At 69.1% G+C, this 17,753-nt stretch carries 13 protein-coding genes, 1 tRNA gene, 1 pseudogene and 1 riboswitch; of the genes and pseudogenes, 6 read left to right on the top strand and 9 right to left on the bottom strand.

What is annotated here, in order from left to right; genetic code table 11:
- Positions 1-77: 77 nt before the first annotated feature.
- A pseudogene (locus tag R4P08_RS18020) lies at positions 78-209 on the top strand (IS3 family transposase); the annotation flags it as partial.
- 259 nt (positions 210-468) lie between these two features.
- On the opposite strand, the gene R4P08_RS18015 reads toward R4P08_RS18020, so the two are convergent.
- From R4P08_RS18015 to cbiT, 4 genes are all read right to left on the bottom strand, one after another.
- A complete protein-coding gene (locus tag R4P08_RS18015; RefSeq protein WP_317815242.1) occupies positions 469-1,326 on the bottom strand; it encodes a hypothetical protein in 858 nt (285 codons plus the stop codon).
- Positions 1,327-1,420: 94 nt separating this feature from the next.
- Positions 1,421-2,368: a hypothetical protein gene (locus tag R4P08_RS18010; protein WP_317815241.1), complete on the bottom strand. Its 948-nt coding sequence runs from the start codon at positions 2,366-2,368 to the stop codon at positions 1,421-1,423.
- Between the two features lie 96 nt (positions 2,369-2,464).
- Positions 2,465-3,247: a cobalt-precorrin-4/precorrin-4 C(11)-methyltransferase gene (locus tag R4P08_RS18005; RefSeq protein WP_317815240.1), complete on the bottom strand. Its 783-nt coding sequence runs from the start codon at positions 3,245-3,247 to the stop codon at positions 2,465-2,467.
- A complete protein-coding gene (gene cbiT, locus R4P08_RS18000; RefSeq protein WP_317815239.1) occupies positions 3,244-4,488 on the bottom strand; it encodes a precorrin-6Y C5,15-methyltransferase (decarboxylating) subunit CbiT in 1,245 nt (414 codons plus the stop codon). Before cbiT ends, R4P08_RS18005 begins: the two co-directional genes overlap by 4 nt.
- A 75-nt stretch (positions 4,489-4,563) precedes the next feature.
- Positions 4,564-4,751, top strand: a riboswitch (cobalamin riboswitch).
- A 22-nt stretch (positions 4,752-4,773) separates the two neighbouring features.
- Between cbiT and R4P08_RS17995 the strand changes: the two genes are divergently transcribed.
- The 3 genes from R4P08_RS17995 to R4P08_RS17985 are packed head-to-tail and all read left to right on the top strand — an operon-like array spanning position 4,774 to position 9,115.
- On the top strand, positions 4,774-6,978 hold the full coding sequence (locus R4P08_RS17995; protein ID WP_317815238.1) for a VWA domain-containing protein: 2,205 nt from the start codon (positions 4,774-4,776) through the stop codon (positions 6,976-6,978).
- Positions 6,978-7,592, top strand: a complete 615-nt coding sequence (gene cobO, locus R4P08_RS17990) for a cob(I)yrinic acid a,c-diamide adenosyltransferase (protein WP_317815237.1) — start codon at positions 6,978-6,980, stop codon at positions 7,590-7,592. Before R4P08_RS17995 ends, cobO begins: the two co-directional genes overlap by 1 nt.
- Entirely contained in the window at positions 7,586-9,115 is a 1,530-nt protein-coding gene (locus tag R4P08_RS17985) for a cobyrinate a,c-diamide synthase (protein ID WP_411741240.1), read from the top strand. Before cobO ends, R4P08_RS17985 begins: the two co-directional genes overlap by 7 nt.
- Before the next feature lie 274 nt (positions 9,116-9,389).
- On the opposite strand, the gene R4P08_RS17980 is transcribed toward R4P08_RS17985, so the two are convergent.
- From R4P08_RS17980 to R4P08_RS17965, 4 genes are all read right to left on the bottom strand, one after another.
- Complete coding sequence (locus R4P08_RS17980) at positions 9,390-10,127, bottom strand: cobalt-precorrin-6A reductase (RefSeq protein ID WP_317815235.1); 738 nt, start codon at positions 10,125-10,127, stop codon at positions 9,390-9,392.
- The gene (locus tag R4P08_RS17975; RefSeq protein WP_317815234.1) at positions 10,124-11,695 is read right to left on the bottom strand and encodes a cobyric acid synthase; all 1,572 of its coding nucleotides are present in this window, start codon (positions 11,693-11,695) and stop codon (positions 10,124-10,126) included. The genes R4P08_RS17980 and R4P08_RS17975 overlap by 4 nt, the downstream gene beginning before the upstream one ends.
- A 76-nt stretch (positions 11,696-11,771) precedes the next feature.
- A tRNA-Ile gene (locus R4P08_RS17970) sits at positions 11,772-11,848 on the bottom strand.
- 55 nt (positions 11,849-11,903) lie between these two features.
- Complete coding sequence (locus R4P08_RS17965) at positions 11,904-13,313, bottom strand: carboxylesterase/lipase family protein (RefSeq protein ID WP_317815233.1); 1,410 nt, start codon at positions 13,311-13,313, stop codon at positions 11,904-11,906.
- Between the two features lie 58 nt (positions 13,314-13,371).
- On the opposite strand from R4P08_RS17965, the gene R4P08_RS17960 reads away from it, so the two are divergent.
- Positions 13,372-13,794 (top strand): nuclear transport factor 2 family protein, encoded by a 423-nt coding sequence (locus tag R4P08_RS17960; RefSeq protein WP_317815231.1) that lies wholly within the window; start codon positions 13,372-13,374, stop codon positions 13,792-13,794.
- 934 nt (positions 13,795-14,728) lie between these two features.
- On the opposite strand, the gene R4P08_RS17955 is transcribed toward R4P08_RS17960, so the two are convergent.
- Positions 14,729-15,988 carry an IS256 family transposase gene (locus R4P08_RS17955; RefSeq protein ID WP_317815230.1) on the bottom strand — a complete coding sequence of 420 codons (1,260 nt, stop codon included), beginning with the start codon at positions 15,986-15,988 and terminating at the stop codon, positions 14,729-14,731.
- Positions 15,989-16,176: 188 nt separating this feature from the next.
- Between R4P08_RS17955 and R4P08_RS17950 the strand changes: the two genes are divergently transcribed.
- On the top strand, positions 16,177-17,268 hold the full coding sequence (locus R4P08_RS17950; protein WP_317815229.1) for a type I restriction enzyme HsdR N-terminal domain-containing protein: 1,092 nt from the start codon (positions 16,177-16,179) through the stop codon (positions 17,266-17,268).
- Positions 17,269-17,753: the final 485 nt, after the last annotated feature.

The raw sequence follows: 17,753 nt of genomic DNA, 5'->3' as shown, positions 1-17,753 counted from the left end.
ACGATCAATCACGACTCGTTGATCACTGCGCCTGACCAGACGCCGATCCGAATCCCACCACCCCACGGGGCACTATCACCTTGAGCTGGGTCCACTGGCACAACAACGAGCGCCTGCACGGGTACCTCGACGACATCCCGCCAGCAGAATTCGAGGAGACGTTCTACGCTACGAAACGGACCGACCAGAGCCTGGTCGGAATCCAATAGCCCGAGCCTCCATCAGACCCAGTGCGATTCAGACTCAAGGACAGGTTGAGGTTGATCCGAGACTGCCCTAGCGGCAGCACGAAAGACCCCGGCCGGCGAACCCAGGCGTTCCCACTGGTCGACGAGCTTCGTTCGCACGACATCGGCAGCATCACCCATCTCGAGGTACGTCGTGGCGTAGGCAGCCAATCCCTCAGCAATGACCACGTGATCCTGGGAATCCGTCACATCAGCACGATCTCACGCCCGGAGCAGAACGTTAGGCCTTCTTGGGCATGCGTTCGTGCACACGAACAATCGATTCCTTCAGTCTGGTCGGCGGGTAACCAGCGAGAACGAGCCACCGCAGGACCCCCCATAGCAGGGTATCTGCAGCGGCCTCCACAACCTCGGTGATGAATACGGCGTCCGGCACCTGCGTGCTGCGAAAGTGTCCAAGCTCGTATTCCTCGCCGATCTCGACGTCGTAGCCGACCATGCCGAACCAGTTCTGACCGTGCCCCGCTCCGCTGGCCGCGTTCCACAAAAACACCCAACGGTCGGCGTCACCGCCGACAGTGACCGCTGCCTCGCGCACCAACCCCTCGTAGCCGGGCGGCTTATCCTTCGGCACGACACCAACCCCGAGGTCGGCGGCGCGCTGCAAAGTGTCAGTCATCCGCTGGTCAATGTGCTCGACAGAAAATCCCCCCGCGAGCTGCGCCTTGCGCTGGTACCCGAAGTCCTTGTACATCATCCGCAGGAACCGGCGCACGCACTTGTGTGGTTCGTCGACATCGGCCAGCAGCCAGACCGCGTGCGCTCCAGACTCGAGACCGGCCCTGCCCATGAGCAAGTACGGCCGGTACCGCACATGATTGATGTGAGCTTTGTCGAACGAGTACGGTGCCACCAGATCGGCCCACAGCAGCATGTGCTCGATGCCCGCGGACAGATAGTTGCGCGACCACGCCGACACCTTCTCCCACGGGTACAACGCATCAGCGAACGCGAGGGGGCTGTTCGGAGCCGGATCGACCGCACCGACCAAAGCAAGTTCGCACGCGCGGATCGAGTACGTCGCCTGCGCCCAGCGCTGCCGGTGCGCCTCGCTGAGGAAGCCCTGGGGTGACGTCACCAGACGATCATCGCATTAGCCCGCCCACCGGCGAAACAATAAGAACTACTGGACCACTGCGCGGCGCACCGAGCACTACATTTCGCTAGAGTTCTCACCCGCGGACAGGGACGTTGAGCGTGATCGACGTATTAAAAGAATCGAGGGACGGCTCGCCGCCCGCTACGAGCGCAAGTGACAAAGCGTTGCCGGCCGTAAACGTGCCACCACGTCTATGGCGAGTGCAGAAACGTTTCCACTTCTTCCACGTGGACGGTTGCTCCGACATCACCGTGTCGACGCAGCGCTCCCAGCCGGACTCGTACATCGTCTTCGCCAGCGCGTCCGTGATATTTGTAGGCACACCGCTTCCGGGTTTTTCAGCAGCGAGACCGGCCTCGCGCCGCGTATAGAAATCGTTTAACTTGTCGCATGAATAGCCTATTAATATACGATCGAATTCATTCGAACTCGATCGGTCCAGGATGCGCAGGCGGTCGATTAGGTAGGCGCCGAGAAGATCCGCTTCCGCGGCTGCCATCGCTTTCGATGCAACCATGTCCCCTCGCATCTTCGCGTAGTGGCTGAACTCGCCTGGCGTTGCCAGGATTTCAGCCACCATAAGCAGATCGGTCAGCGACACCACCCAGGTTGGTCGACGAACGGAACCGACCACTTCCAGTCCATTGAACGCCACGGGGTCCATGCGCTCGAACGTGACGATTACTGCCGTGCCGCCCGAGACATCGGCCGGTAGCAGATCTTCTGCTCGACCAGTAGGTCTAGACGAGAACGATCGTCCCTTCTCTTCAAGGATGTAGTTCAACGCCCGATCTGTCTGGTCGAGGGCCTTTCCAAGGATCTCTTTGATCTTCGTCTCGACTCGACGTGCTCGACCCTGGCGACCTTCTTCCGTCAGACTGATCGCCTTACCTTCGACAACGAGTGGCCACTCAGCAAGGACCAGCGCGTCGATCTCCCCGGAGTCCCCAGAGGTAGATGAATAGTATTGTGATCCGCGTACGTTTCCGCCGAATACTCCCTGAAGTGCATTCAGGATCAAGCGCTCGTGCGCGTCTTGTCGATGTTTGTGGTACCTCGACGGACTGTAATCGGGATTACGTGGAATTCCCTGGTCGCGCTCGGGCGCCGTCCGCGTTCAATCCCCTCCGAGCGTATCGGCGACACTCCGCCGCTTCGACTCACGCTCGGGATCCGAAGCGTAGAGCCAGGACTCCGCCTCTCCCGGCCGGACGAGCGCGCGGCCGACCAGGATGACCGCCGCCTGTCGCAGCCCGGCGGCCTCCACCACGTCGGCGATGTCGGCGAGAGTGCCGCGCAGTTCCACGCGATGCGGGCGGCTGGCATTGGCGACAACGGCCACCGGGCAGTCGGCGCCATGCGTGGGGATCAGTCGCCCGGCGAGTTCTCGGGTGCGGGTGATCGCCAGGTGCAGGACCAGTGTGGCGCCGGTGGCGGCGAAGTTCTCCAGGGACTCCGTCGACGGCATCACGGTGGATCGGTCCTGGACTCTTGTGAGCACCACCGACTGCACTACCTCGGGAACCGTTAGTTCGACGCCCAGCTCGGCGGCAGCAGCCGCATAGGCGGGAACGCCCGGGACCACATCCCACGGCACGCCGGCCGCGTCGAGGCGGCGAGTCTGCTCGGCGAGCGCCGAGTACAGCGACGGGTCACCCGAACACAGCCGGACCACCTCGAGCCCCTCGGAGCGGGCGGCGACGATCTCGGCGATGATCCCGTCCAGATCCAGATGCTGGGTGTCCACCAACCGGGCCTCGGGTCGGCAGTGGTCGAGCACCCCGTCGTCGAGATACGTCCCCGCGTACAGGCACACGTCGGCGGCGGCAAGCGCCGCAGCCGCGCGCAGCGTCAGCAGGTCAGCGGCGCCGGGGCCGGCTCCCACGAAGTGAACGGTCACGAGCTCTCCCCTGTTTCCGAAGTATCAGCCGCAGCGACGAAGGGCTTCACGGCCGCCCACTGCACCACGGCCCGCGCTGGCGCCCAGCCGGTGAACCGGCCGATCGAGTCGGCGTGCTCGACCTGGATCCTGGTCAGCTCCCCGCCGAATTCGGCGCGGGCGTCGACCACCAGGCGCTCGGTCTCCAGGGTCACCGCATGCGCGACCAGCCGTCCGCCGGGACGAAGTGCTTCCCAGCACTGTCTCAGCAGGCCAGGAGCGGTGCCGCCCCCACCGATGAACACCGCGTCCGGCCGCGGCAGACCGTCCAGAGCCTGGGGCGCCCGGCCGTGGACGACCTCCAGCGCGGGCACGCCGAGCGCGGCCGCATTGCGCTCGATCCGCGCGGCCCGCCCGGGATCGGCCTCCACAGCGACAGCCCGACACGACGGGTGCGCGCGCATCCACTCGATGCCCACCGACCCGGCGCCGGCGCCCACATCCCACAGCAGCTCACCGGCCGACGGCGCGAGGCGGGACAGGGCCGAGGCACGTAGGTCACGGCGGGTGAGCTGGCCGTCGTTCTCAAAGGCATCGTCGGGCAAACCGGGCGCCAGCCCGAGCGGCCGGGCGGTGGCATCTGCCAGGCAGTCGACGGCCAGAACGTGCAGGGCGGGGGCCTGACGACCGGGCGCCCAGTCGTGCGCCGCGCAGGTCTCGCGCGCCTCCGACGGGCTCCCCAGATCGGAGAGGACAGTGAGCGCGCTCCCCCCGAATCCGGCGCCGACAAGCGTCGCGGCGGCCTCCGAAGGCGTGTGTCGGTCGGCGCTCAGCACCAACAGACGCCGCCCCGGCGCGAGTTCGCGAAGGAGCGTGCGGTGGTCGCGCAGCACCGCCACGGACTCGGCCGGCCACCGCATCCGGGCGCGGGCCAGGGCGACCGAGGACACCGCCGGGAGCACCTCCACCGCGTCCGCGCCGAGCACACCGATCAGGGTGGTGCCGACCCCGGCGACCAGCGGATCGCCCGAGGCCAGGGCCACGATCGATCGCCCGGCCCACTGCTCGAGCACGGCCGGCAATCCGTCCCGCAGCGGCCGCGGCCACGGCACGCGTTCGGCCGTCACATCGCCCGGAACCATCGCCAGATGACGCTCCCCGCCGAGCAACACCTCGGCGCCCAGAACGGCACGACGGCGGGCCTCGTCGAGCCCCGCCCACCCGTCGCCGCCGATGCCGACGACCACCACCCGTGCGTTCATGACGCGGAACCCTACCGCGACACCTGCGGCGCCCCGGGTCAGCCCGTTGGGCTAGCCTCGGCCGTGCACAACAACTTCACCCCAACAGCACGAGGTGCCCCACGACCCGCCCGAGGCGGGGCGGAGGGGAGAATCTGGGAAGCCGGTGAGAATCCGGCACAGGGCCCGCTACGGTAACCCGGCCTCTCAGGCGTCCGCGCCCAGCGCGATCGCCCGAGATGAGCCGGGAAGTCCGGAGACCGGCCTCGCGCTGACCGCACCTGGCAGACGAGAGCGGGAGCCCCCATGCCACAGCATTACCCCTTCAGCGCTGTCGTCGGTTCCGACGACATGGCGCTGGCCCTGACCCTGACCGCGGTGTCCCCGTCGGTCGGCGGCGTACTGATCCGCGGCGAGAAGGGCACGGCCAAGTCCACGATGGTCCGCGCCCTCGCCGGGATCCTGCCGGAGATCGAGGTCGTCACCGGCGACCGCTTCTCCTCCGCACCCGACGACGGCGGTTCTGAGACGCCGGACGGACTGATCCCCCACGACGCACCCACCGAGCGGCGGCCGGTCCGCCTGGTCGAGTTGCCGATCGGGGTGTCCGAGGACCGCATCACCGGATCACTACACCTGGAGAGTGCGCTCGCCGCCGGCGTGACGGTGTTCCAGCCGGGACTGCTCGCCCGCGCGCACCGCGGACTGCTCTACGTGGACGAGGTCAACCTGCTCCACGACCATGTGGTGGACCTGCTGCTCGACGCCGCCGCGATGGGGCGGGTGACCGTGGAGCGCGACGGCATCTCGGTGGAGCACGCCGCGCGCTTCGTGCTGATCGGCACCATGAACCCCGAGGAGGGTGAGCTCCGGCCACAGCTCCTTGACCGCTTCGGCCTGACCGTGGAGGTGGCCGCGCCACGCGACCCCGTCCTGCGGGCCGAGGTGGTGCGCCGCCGGATCGCCTTCGAAGCCGACCCCGCGGGGTTCGCCGCCGACCACGCCGCCGACGAGCGCGCGCTGCGCGAACGGATCGCCGCCGCGCGTCGCGTGCTCGGCCGGGTGAGCCTGACCCCCTGGGCGCTGACCACCATCGCCCGGGTGTGCGCGGGCTTCGACGTGGACGGCATGCGCGCCGACATCGTCACCGCCCGCACCGCCGCCGCCCACGCCGCCTGGCAGGGCCGGACCCGGATCACCCGCGAGGACATCCGCGTCGCCGCGCGCATGGCGCTGCCGCACCGCCGGCGACGCGCCCCGTTCGATGCGCCGGGGCTCGACGAGGACCTGTTGGAACGGCTCCTGGGCGACGACGACGAGCCCCATCCCGACCCCGACCCCCGGGACGAGACCGCGCCGGCCGAGGACGCCGATCAGTCTGAGTCCGCAGACGCGTCCGCGCTGGCAGACACTACGGATGCCGAGTCCGCCCCGGCAGACGCCCCCGGCGCAGAGTCGACCCCGGCGCAGGCCTCGGCCGATCAGGCGAGCGATGACGCTGGCCGCCAGGCCGAGTACGACCGCGACTCTGCGGACGAGACAGGCATTGAGGCCGGTGACGAGGTTGCCGACGGCGCAGATCAGGCCGGCGACGCCTCCCAGCCCGACGCCCCCGGGCCCACCCGGCCCGAGCCCGGCACGGTCACCGCGGCCTCGGAGCCGTACCGGACCCGCCTGCTCGCCGTCACCGGCACCGGTCACGGCGCGGCCGGCCGGCGCTCCCGGGCGGTGACCACCACCGGCCGGCGCATCGGCGCGGGCGCGTTCACCGGGTCCGACCTGCACCTGCCCGCGACGATCCGGTCGGCCGCGCCGCAGCAGGCCGCCCGGGGTCGCGAGGCCGGTCGCGGCGGTGGTCGGCTCCGGCTGGCCGCCGAGGACCTGCGCTCGGCCGTGCGCGAGGGCCGGGAGTCCAACCTCGTGCTGTTCTGCGTGGACGCCTCGGGATCCATGGCCGCCCGCACCCGGATGGAGCAGGTCAAGACCGCGATCCTCTCCCTCCTGCTGGACGCCTACCGCCGCCGCGACAAGGTTGGAATGGTGACCTTCCGCGGGTCCGGCGCGCACGTGGCCCTGCCGCCCACCTCCTCGGTCGACATCGCGGCCACCCGCCTTTCGGCACTCCCGGCGGGCGGACGGACCCCACTGGCGGAGGGACTGCTCACCGCCGCCGAGGTCCTGCGGATCGAGGGCGTCCGCGATCCGCGGCGGCGGGCCCTCCTCGTCGTCGTCACCGACGGCCGCGCCACCCACGGCCCGCACGCCCTCGCCCGGTCCCGCGCCGCGGCGGCCGGGCTGGCCTCCCTCGGGGTGGCGTCGGTGGTGGTGGACTGCGAGACCGGTCGCTTCCGCATGGGCCTGGCCGCCGAGCTCGCCGGACACCTGGGCGCCGAGCACGTGCCGCTGGGCGAGGTCACCGCCGAGGGACTCACCGACACGGTAGACGTTCACACAGCCCGCGCGCGCACCGCGCGCCCCCGGGCCGTCAGCCCCCGGAACGAGGTGGCCTGATGCCCCAGGGACAGCCGGAGATCGTGCCCGACGACGGGCTCAGCACCCGCCAGCGCCGCAACCGGCCGCTGGTCATGGTCCACACCGGGCCCGGCAAGGGAAAGTCCACGGCCGCGTTCGGGCTGGCGATGCGCGCCTGGAACCAGGGCTGGGACATCGGGGTGTTCCAGTTCGTCAAGTCCGCCAAGTGGCGCATCGGCGAGCAGACCGTCATGGAACGGCTCGCCCGCCTGCACGCCGAGACCGGCGAGGGCGGGCCGGTCGAGTGGCACAAGATGGGCTCGGGCTGGTCGTGGTCGCGCAAGGACGGCACCGAGGACGACCACGCCGCCGACGCCGCCGAGGGCTGGGCCGAGATCAAGCGGCGCCTGGCCGACGAGCGGCACGACCTCTACCTGCTCGACGAGTTCACCTACCCGATGAAGTGGGGCTGGGTGGACGTCGACGACGTGGTCGCCACCCTCGCGAGTCGCCCCGGACGGCAGCACGTGGTGATCACCGGCCGCGACGCCGACACCAGGCTGCTGGAGGTCGCCGACCTGGTCACCGAGATGACCAAGGTCAAGCACCCGATGGACGCCGGGCAGAAGGGTCAGCGGGGCATCGAATGGTGACCGACCCGCCCGACCCGCCCGCCTCGGCAGCCGCGCGCACCGCGCAGGCGCGCATCGTGGTGGCCGCACCGGCGTCGGGGCACGGCAAGACCACCGTCGCGACCGGCCTCATGGCCGCGCTGCGCCGCACCGGGCTGGAGGTCTCGGGACACAAGGTGGGCCCCGACTACATCGACCCCGGCTACCACGCCCTCGCCACCGGGCGGCCGGGCCGCAACCTCGACCCGCACCTGGTGGGCGAGGAACGGATCGTGCCGCTGCTGCTGCACGGTGCCGCCGCAGGTGGGGGCGCGGGCGGGGCCGGGATCGGCACCGGGCGGCCCGCCGACGTCGCGGTGATCGAGGGCGTCATGGGCCTGTACGACGGCCACATCGGCGGCGACGGGTTCGCCTCCACCGCCCACGTCGCGGCGCTCACCGGGACCCCCGTCGTACTGGTCGTGGACATCTCGCACGCCTCCCGCAGCATCGCCGCCGTGGTGCTGGGAATGGCCTCCTACGACCCGGCCGTGCGCATCGCCGGGGTGGTGCTCAACAAGGCCGGCTCCGTCCGCCACTCCGACGAGGTCCGCCGCGCGCTCGCCCCACTCGGCATCCCGGTGCTGGGTGTCCTCCAGCGCGACGACGACGTCACCGCCCCCTCCCGCCACCTCGGACTGGTCCCCGCCGCGGAGCGCCCGGAGGCCGCGCGGTCGCTGGACCACCTCGCCGGGAAGGTGGCCGCGTCGATCGACCTCGAGGCCGTCATGCGCATCGCGCGCGGGGCGCCTCCGCTGGCGGGCGCGGCGTGGTCGGCGAGCGCGGCGCTGGGTGCTGGTCGGCCGTACGAGGGTGACGACGACGAGGTGCGCCCGCTCATCGCCGTGGCCGGTGGCCGGGCCTTCACGTTTCGCTATGCCGAGACGGTCGAGCTCCTCGAGGCGTCCGGCTGCTCGGTGGCACCGTTCGACCCACTGGCCGACGAGTCACTGCCCGACGGGACGGCGGGGATCTACCTCGGTGGCGGGTTCCCCGAGGTGCACGCCGCAGACCTCGCCGCCAACGAGCCGATGCTGCGGGCGCTGCGCGCGGCGACGGCGGCCGGGACACCGACGGTCGCCGAGTGCGCGGGCCTGCTCTACCTTTGTCGCAGCCTCGACGGCGTGCCGATGGTGGGGGCGATCGACGCCGACGCCGCCATGGCCCCGCGGCTCACGCTGGCGTACCGCCGGTCGACCGCGGTCTCCGACAGCGTCCTGGCGACCGCCGGCACCGAGGTCACCGGCCACGAGTTCCACCGCACGGCCGTGAACCCGCCCGCCGGCGCGGCGGGCGCGGCGGGCTCTCACGCGGGCGTGCCCAGCACGGACGGACCGGGCGCGGCTCCCGCCTGGACCAGCAGCGCCGGGCCGGAGGGGTTCGTCCACGGTTCGGTCCACGCCTCCTACCTGCACACGCACTGGGCCGGGCATCCCGCGCTGGCGGCGAGATTCGCGGGGCAGGCCCGGCGGGTCGCCACCACGCGCCGGCCTGCCCGCCTCTGACGCCGCCCGAGTCTCTGCGCCGCCCGACTCTGACGCCGCCCGACCCTGACGCTGTCCGACCCGAGCGCCGACCTGCCTCGCTCGGTGGGCGTCCAGCTTTGTCGTACTCACTGCGGAATTTCGGCCGGTTTCCCGCAGTGGCTACGTCAAGCTTCTTCGTGGTTACGAAACATCCGTGCCGGGCGGGCCGGCGTGGGCCTGGTAGACGGGTCGGCGGTCGGCGTGGGCCGGTCAGCGGAATGGCGGTCAGCTCACGGCCGGGCAGTGGGCAGGCTCAGAGGGCGGTGACCCAGGCCGCGGCCTCGGCGACGGACGCCGCGACGGACACGCCCGGCGCGGGTCCGGGTCGTCGCACCACCACGACCGGCACCCCGAGCTCGTCGGCCACCGCCATCTTCGACCACGTGTGACCGCCGCCCGAGTCTTTGGTGACCAGCACGTCCACGCCGTGATCGGTAAAGAGTTCGCGCTCACCCGCCACCGAGTAAGGGCCGCGGTTCAGCAGCAGCCGCCACGGCACGGGCAGATCCACCTCCGGCGGGTCCACAACCCTGACCAGCGCGTGGTGCCCGGCCAGCGGGCCGACGAACCTGCCCAGCGACTGTCGGCCGACAGTGAGGAACGGCCGCCTGCCCATGCGGGACGCAGTCGCCGCCGCCTCGTCGTGGTCGTCCACCCAGTGCCAGCGGTCGGCCCCCGGGGCCGCGGCCCAGCCCGGTCGCTCGAGCCGCAGCAGCGGGACCTCCGCAGCGGCGCAGGCGGCGGCGGCATTGGCCGAGATGCCGGCGGCAAAGGGGTGGGTAGCGTCCACCACCGCGGTCACGCCGGCTTCCGTGAGGTGCCGCCGGAGCCCGTCGATGCCGCCGAACCCGCCGACGCGCACCTCCCCCACCGGCAGCCGCGGCCGCGCGACCCGACCCGCCAGCGACGAGGAGAATCTCCGGCCGCCTTCGTGGAACAACGCAGCGAGCTCGCGGGCCTCCGCGGTCCCACCCAGGATCAGCACGCTCACCGGCCCGCCCCCGGCGGCAGCAGCGGCAGTTCCGGAGCACCCGAGCGGGCCAACTCCAAGAGCGCGTCCAGGTCGAGGTGCTCCTCGGCGAGATCTGCCAGGAGGTCGAGCCGCGCCTCGCGGGCCCGCGCGAAACTCACCGATGACGCCGGGCGCGCACGACCCGCGCCGCCGGAGCCATCACCGCCGGAGCCGCCGCCCATGCCGCCGGAGCCGCCGACGACCTCGGCCAGCAGCGCCGACCGGAAGCCGTCCGATTCGAGGGTTCCGTGCCACATGGTGCCGAACACGCGGCCCCGCCGGGCTCCGCCGGGGAACTCCTCGTCGTCGTCGACCCGCTCGCGCCCGCCGCCGACGCTCACCCTCCCGTGATGGATCTCGTACCCGCCCACGTCCTGGCCCAGCGCGCGTCCGATGGGCAGCCGCAGCACCTTCTCCGCGCCGAAACGCGTGGTGACGCCGAGCAGACCGAGGCCGGTCACGCACGCGCCGGGCTCGCCCTCGATGCCGTCCGGGTCGGCGATCTCCCCGCCGAGCATCTGAAAGCCGCCGCAGATCCCCAGCACCGCGCCGCCGCGCTCGACGTGGGAGGTGAGTGCACGGTCGAGGCTCCGGGCGCGGAGCCAGGCGAGGTCGTCGAGGGTGGCGCGGGTCCCGGGGACGACGACGAGGTCCGCCCCCACGAGGTCGCGGGGCTCCGTGACGTAGTCCAGCTCCACGTCCGCTTCCAGGCCGAGGGCATCGACGTCGGTGAAGTTGCTGATCCGCGGCAGACGGATCACGGCCACGCGCAGGGTGGCGGTGGCGTCGGCGGCGCGGGGGCTGACCGCGAGGGCGTCCTCCGAGTCCAGCCACAGGTCGGGATTCCAGGGCAGCACCCCGTGGACCGGGCGGCCGGTGAGGTCCTCGAGCTGGCGCAGGCCGGGGGCCAGAAGTGTGGGGTCGCCGCGGAACTTGTTGATGACGAACCCGGCGACCAGCCGCTGATCGGCGGGCTCGAGCAGCGCGACCGTGCCGTAGAGGGCGGCGAAGACGCCGCCGCGGTCGATGTCCCCCACCACGACGACCGGCATGTCCGCGTGCCGGGCCAGGCCCATGTTGACGTAGTCGCTGGAGCGCAGGTTGATCTCGGTGGGGCTGCCGGCGCCCTCGCAGATCACCAGGTCGTGGCGGGAGGCGAGGTCGTCGTAGGCGGCGAACGCGGCGTTGGCCAGGTGGGCCCGCCCGTCCACGAAATCGCGGGAGGACACCGACCCGGCCGGCTGCCCCACCACCACAACGTGGCTGCGCCGGTCCCCGCCGGGCTTGAGGAGCACCGGGTTCATCGCGGGCTCCGGGGCCACGCCTGCTGCGAGGGCCTGGATCCACTGGGCCCGGCCGATCTCGCCGGTGCCGCCCGGGCCTGTGCTGTGAGGGGCGGCGACCACCATCGAGTTGTTGGACATGTTCTGGGCCTTGAACGGGGCCACGGCGATGCCGCGGCGGGCGAACGCCCGGCACAGTGCGGTGGTCACGACGCTCTTGCCCGAATCGGAGGTCGTACCGGCGACGAGCAGGGAGGCGACCATGGAAATCGATCGTAGCCGGGCGCCCCGGACCCGCCCGACCGGGCCGACCCACGTCGGTGGAGGGTGCGCGAGACGATGGTGGGGCCAGCGGGGCTCGAACCCGCGACCAGCGGATTATGAGTCCGCGGCTCTAACCAACTGAGCTATAGCCCCGCGCACGCGCCGGGAACCTCACCGGCACGCGCCGGGCAAGCCTAGCAAGGCCGACTCAGCGTGCCTCCGGCCACCAGACCTCCCGGACCGCGGCGAGTCCGTCCTCGACGAGCGAGGGAGGGTCATCCCACGCCATGACCTGCCTCCCGGGAGAGTCATAGGCGGGGTAGCCCGGGGCGCCGTTGGTGATGAAGTCGGCCCAGGAGTCGTGCATCGCCGCGACCAGGGAGGCCGGCGGCGGCGCCCCGAGATAGCGTTCCACGTTCTGCGCGTGGGGCACCGCCCAGAAGAACGGCAGGTCGGCGCAATGCCTGGGGCCGTTGCCGCCGGCCCAGCGGAAGTCGTACACCCACGTCGGGTTACCCGCCGACACCCTCGTCTCGGCCGCCCGGGCCACGGTGGAGTGGATCGCGGCGGCGTCGATCACGGCGCCCACGCTGCGCCGCAGCGACCGACCGTTCGACTGTCGGGCGAGCGCCCGGAGACCCTGCCTCGGGAGCTGTTGCGACAGGGCCATGAGCGCGGCCCCCGGCACCAGCGCCGGCCCCGGGATCTTGTCCGCGACGGCCTCGAACTCCGTCGCGGTGGACCCGATGAGCAGAGGCACACCCGCGGCCTCGCCCCCGGCGACCGCCTCGAGCGGCGGAAGCGGGACCGTGTCCCCGCCCACGACCGGCCGGAACGGCAGCGTGAACTGGTTGTCCCGACGCAGGCGCCGGTGGAACTCGTCGACCGCGCCACGCCCGCCTGCCGCCAGGGCAGCGGCCGTGACCCCCTTCGGCGCGAAGGTGGCCGGCGCCCGCAGCACCGCCGGCGACGCCGCGATCGCCCCGTGGAACAACCCGGCCGCCGGCGGTGACCCGAGCAGACAAAGGACCGCTCCCCCGCCCGCGGACTGCCCGGCGACGGTGACGCGGCCGGGGTCGCCGCCGAACGCCCCGATCTCGTCGCGCACCCATTCCAGCGCGGCGATCCAGTCCAGCACCCCGCGGTTGTCGGGGGCGTCGGGGAACGGCGTAAAGCCCTCGACCCCGAGCCGGTAGCCCACCGACACCACGACGATCCCCCGGCGCGCGAACGCCGAACCGTCGAACCACGGCTGGTGCGAGGACCCGGACTCCCAGCCCCCGCCGTGGATCCACACCATCACCGGGTGGTTGCCACCGTGGTCGACACCGTGGTCAACACCGTCAGTCGGCGCCCACACGTCCACGTGCAGGATGTCGGTGCCCGCGACGATCTGCTCGGGGATCCCCGGATCGGGATCGAACCGCAGCCGCTGGGCGGTGGCGGCGGGCCTGGTCGCGTCGCGGACACCCTGCCACGCTTCGAGGCGGACCGGGGCGGCGAAGCGCAGGACGCCGACCGGGTCCTCGGCATAGGGAATTCCGTAGAAACGGACGACGTCCCCGAGGTCGGTGCCGCGGACGCAGCCGGTGGACAGGGAGACGTGGACGTCGGTCATGGCGGCCACGTTAGCGAGAGCAGCTGAGATCCCCCCGCGACCCTGCTACCAAGGGAGGATGACAAGTGACAGGGATCAGATCATCGAGTTGTTGGCCGACGTGGCGTCAGCACTCGATACGCGCGACTGGGACGGGCTCGGCGCACTGTTCACCGACTCCGCGACCGGGTATGGGGCCTCCGGCCGGGAGGCGATCGTCGCGCAGGTCCGGGACCACCTCGGTGGCTGCGGCCCGTCCCAACACCTACTGGGCAATCACCGTGTGCAACTCGCATACAAGGGCGTCGAGGACCGCGCGCGGAGCCGGACGTACGCGCGGGTGCTCCACATGGGAGCCGGGGACCAGTCCGGGTTGTCGTACGAGTGCTTTGGTGAGTACTCGGACCTGTGGGCCCGGACGCCCGAAGGCTGGCGGATCGAATCCAGGAGGTTCCACGTCAGCTTTGACCGCGGCGACTTCCGGACCCTGCAACCGGGCTGATCGCCAGATGCCGGCCGGGCCGGATTCCGCTGCGTTTCCCTGAGGCTAGCCACCACCATCGGTATCGAACATTTGTGCGAGAATTCCCGGGTGTCGTCCATCCAGGAGTTCAACCCTGACCACTGCCCCGACTGTGGCGAACCCATGCGGTCCGGCCGGTGCCTGGTGGGCTGGGACTCTGCCCACGTCCCGGGTGGCGCTCGCGTCATCGTATGCCGGGAATGCGGCGAGCGCTGGTACCCGATGACGCGTATGCGCACCATGACACCGGCCGAATATCGGCGGGCGTACCGCAACCGGCAAAGCGCCCACGACCACCGCGACGAATCTTGATGGATCGGCCGGGGTGGCTCGTCCACTTTCGCAACCTGATGTGGGAAATAGTCGAGTTCACTGCACCGAGGCCCATCAGACGGCGGGCAGGAATCGCAGTTGGATTCGATCGGGATCAAACTACTGTGCGCGTCGTGATGGACCCGTCGCGCACGGAGTTCATGCGGACGCTGGAGATGGAAGAAGGTTGACCGACAGACGAAACCGCCGCAACGATCCGTGAACATGGTTAAGTTAACGCCCATGGTGAATGTCGAACTTTGATCGCTGCCGTCTCCTCAGCTCTTTCGGCCGGCTGTGAAACGGATGCTTCACCACCGGACACGGAAGCGCAGGCGTCAGGCGCAGTGGCTAGCGCTTGCCCGAATGTGAAGATGGGACCGAAGCACAGCTCCGCCCCACCGGCAGGGAAGCCGGGGCGGCTCGTAGTGGACGCTTGAAAGGGTGGGCCGAATCGGACCACCCCTAGAGCAATCGCGACTTTCGAAGCATGTTCATCTAGCGCCTAGTCGAACCTCCCACCAGACTGGGCGATATCACTCGGGTGGAACGGTCAAGCCCCTTGTAGTGGTGTAACTGGTTTTTGATCCTTCGCTGGTGGTTAGGCGGGTAGTTGGATCAGTGGATCGGTTGTCACCTCCGTCGTCGAGCTGGCGTCGGGGTTGGTGGTCAGTGTGAGTCGGCAGCGGCTGAGGACTTCGAGTCCGAGGTATCGGCGGCCTTCGGCCCATTCGTCGGTCTGCTCGGCCAGGACGGCGCCGATGAGGCGGACGATGGCGTCGCGGTTGGGGAAGATGCCCACGACGTCGGTGCGGCGGCGGATCTCGCGGTTGAGCCGTTCGGTGGGGTTGTTGGACCAGATCTGGCGCCAGACGTCGTCGGGGAACGTGGTGAAGGCGAGCAGGTCCTCGCGGGCGTCGCCGAGGTGGTCGGCGACCTCAGGCAGGCGCCCGTCGGTGTACTCCAGTAGTCGGTCGAACTGCTCGTGCACCGCGGTCGGGGTGGGCTGGTCGTAGACGCTGTGCAGCATGGCTTTCACGGCCGGCCACATGGACTTGGGGCACACGGCCATGAGGTTCGCGGCGTAGTGGGTGCGGCAGCGCTGCCACGCAGCTCCGGGCAGGTTCGCCGCGATCGCCTCGACGAGCCCGGCGTGGGCGTCGGAGGTCACCAGGCGGACTCCGCCCAGGCCACGGGCGACCAGGTCGGCGAAGAAGGTGTTCCATGAGGCTTTGGTCTCGCTGGTGGCGACCTGCATTCCGAGGACTTCGCGGTGGCCGTCGCCGTTGACTCCGGTGGCCAGCAGGACGGAGGCCTTGACGACCTGGTTGTTCTCGCGGACCTTGATCGTCAACGCGTCGGCGGTGACGAAAGTGAATGGTCCGGCCTCGTCCAGGCGGCGGTGGCGGAACGCGGCGACCTGCTCGTCCAGGTGCTCGGCCATGCGTGAGACCTGCGACTTGGACAGCGAATCGATGCCCAGGGTCTTGACCAGCTTGTCCATACGGCGGGTGGAAACGCCAGCAAGATAGCAGTCGGCCACCACCGTGATCAGGGCGGACTCGGCCCGCTTGCGGCGCTCGAGCAGCCACTCGGGGAAGTAGCTGCCCGAGCGCAACTTCGGGACGGCGACGTCGACGGTGCCGACGCGGGTGTCCAGGGGGCGGTGGCGGTAGCCGTTGCGCCGGTTGGTGCGCTCGGTGCTGCGGGCGTTCCATTCGGCGCCGCACACGCTGTCGGCATCGGCGGACAGCAGGGCGTTGATCATGGTTTGCAGCAGTTCGCGCATCAGATCCGGTGATGCCTCGGCGAGGGCTTGGCCAAGCAGGCCTGCAGGGTCGACAATATGGGGTGCGGTCATCGCGATGACTCCTCGAGGATTCTTTAGACGGTTGACTCGAAGGATCACGCGGTGGCCGCTCTACATCCGTCAACGACACGGATGTCGGAGACGATCTCGGCCACCGAGTTACACCACTCTATGGGGCACTACTGGTGGAACACGCACGTTCACGTTTAGGCCAAAGCCACTACCCTTCAGGAGCAGAAGTGAGCATCGAAGAGATCGAAGAGAAGGTCAAGAAGTTGGCCGCAAAGGTAAAGGACCTGAAAGGTGAGATCGCAACAGAAGAGGCCACGAAGAACGCTTTCATTAGTCCTTTTATCCGAGACATTCTCGGATACGACATTTTCGACCCACGGGAAGTCATCCCGGAGTACGTCGCAGATGTTGGCAAGAAGAAGGGCGAGAAGGTTGACTACGCAATCAAATCGGGCAACGACTTCCGTTTCCTCATCGAGTGCAAGGCAGTCGGATCTCCGCTTAGCCTAGATCACGCCGACCAATTGGTTAGATACTTCACTGTAACCGATGCAGAGTTCGCCATTCTTACAAACGGCGAAGTGTACCAATTCTACACTCAACTAGATAAAGTCAACCGAATGGACGAGCGCCCATTCATGGTTCTCGATCTCGCCGACATTGACGCGCGACTATTCCCCAGTTTGGAAAATTGCACGAAGTCGAATTTCGACGCGGGAACAATTACTGCGGTCGCGGAAGAAATGAAGTATGTGTCCGAGGTCAAGCGGGTTATTAGCTCAATCTTCAAAGCCCCGTCGGACGAGTGGGTAAAACTCCTTGCCGGTCAGGTCAGCGACAGGAAGATGACCGCCCGCAATCTCGAGTTCTTCCACAAGATCGTCTCCACAGCCTCCACCCAGTACTTGAACGATGAGGCATCTCGCCGCCTTCGCAGCGCCCAGGCAATAAATGAAACGGAGGCCCCCGTCGCATCATCCGCCCCAACGCCGCCCACGGAAATCGAACCAGCAGCCTCTGAAATCGAGACCACCGAAGATGAGATTCAGGGATTCATGATCATCCGCGCAATCTCTTGCGCTCTAGTCGAACCGAAGCGCGTGGCATTACGGGACGCAAAATCATACTGCGCAATTCTATTCGATGACAACAATCGGAAACCGATTGTTCGACTATACTTCAATAGCAGCAAGTATCGTATCGGCCTATTCGGTTCGGACAAATCCGAAACGATTGAAGAGATCGAAAATGTCACTGACATCTACCGCTTCCAGGATCGGATCAAGGAGCGGGTCGAGGCCCTAGCGGAAGGCACTTGACACTAAGGGGCGAAGGTCGCGCTAGCACGTCGTTATACGACTAAGCACCCCCGGCATTCCCGTTTCAGAGAAAATGGGGACGCACCTGTGTCCCTCGGGACGAGCATCAGAGCCTGTTCGTCAGCCATGTGCAAAATCGAACTCGTCCCCCAGGGTGGGTTTCTTGCCTTCGTTCGCGGTAGGCGCCCTGCGGCGTCAGCAGACGCGGAACCCGCCTCCCGATGACGGGCCTGTGTGCCTCTCTGCGGCGGAAACGCTTACCCAGTCGCGAATCCCTATGAAACGCCCGTGGCGAGGCACTGGGATGGGTCGAACTACCCAGCCTGCGGTCCTCTACGCCGCACACCTTGACCGGTGTTCGGCGTAGACGACCGCTGCCGTATTCGGACAATCGGATGCCACGAACACAGGGTAAGTCCCGTGGAGTGGTGGGGTTTCGGGGCCGACGTTCTGGCTGACGAAGGTGTGGCGGTCCGCCTAAGAGG

Origin of the sequence: Rhodococcus sp. IEGM 1408, from assembly GCF_033142235.1 — a bacterium.
Taxonomy (GTDB): domain Bacteria; phylum Actinomycetota; class Actinomycetes; order Mycobacteriales; family Mycobacteriaceae; genus Dietzia.
Note: the sequence above shows the minus strand (reverse complement) of the source record. Positions and strands in the feature narration are given on the sequence as shown.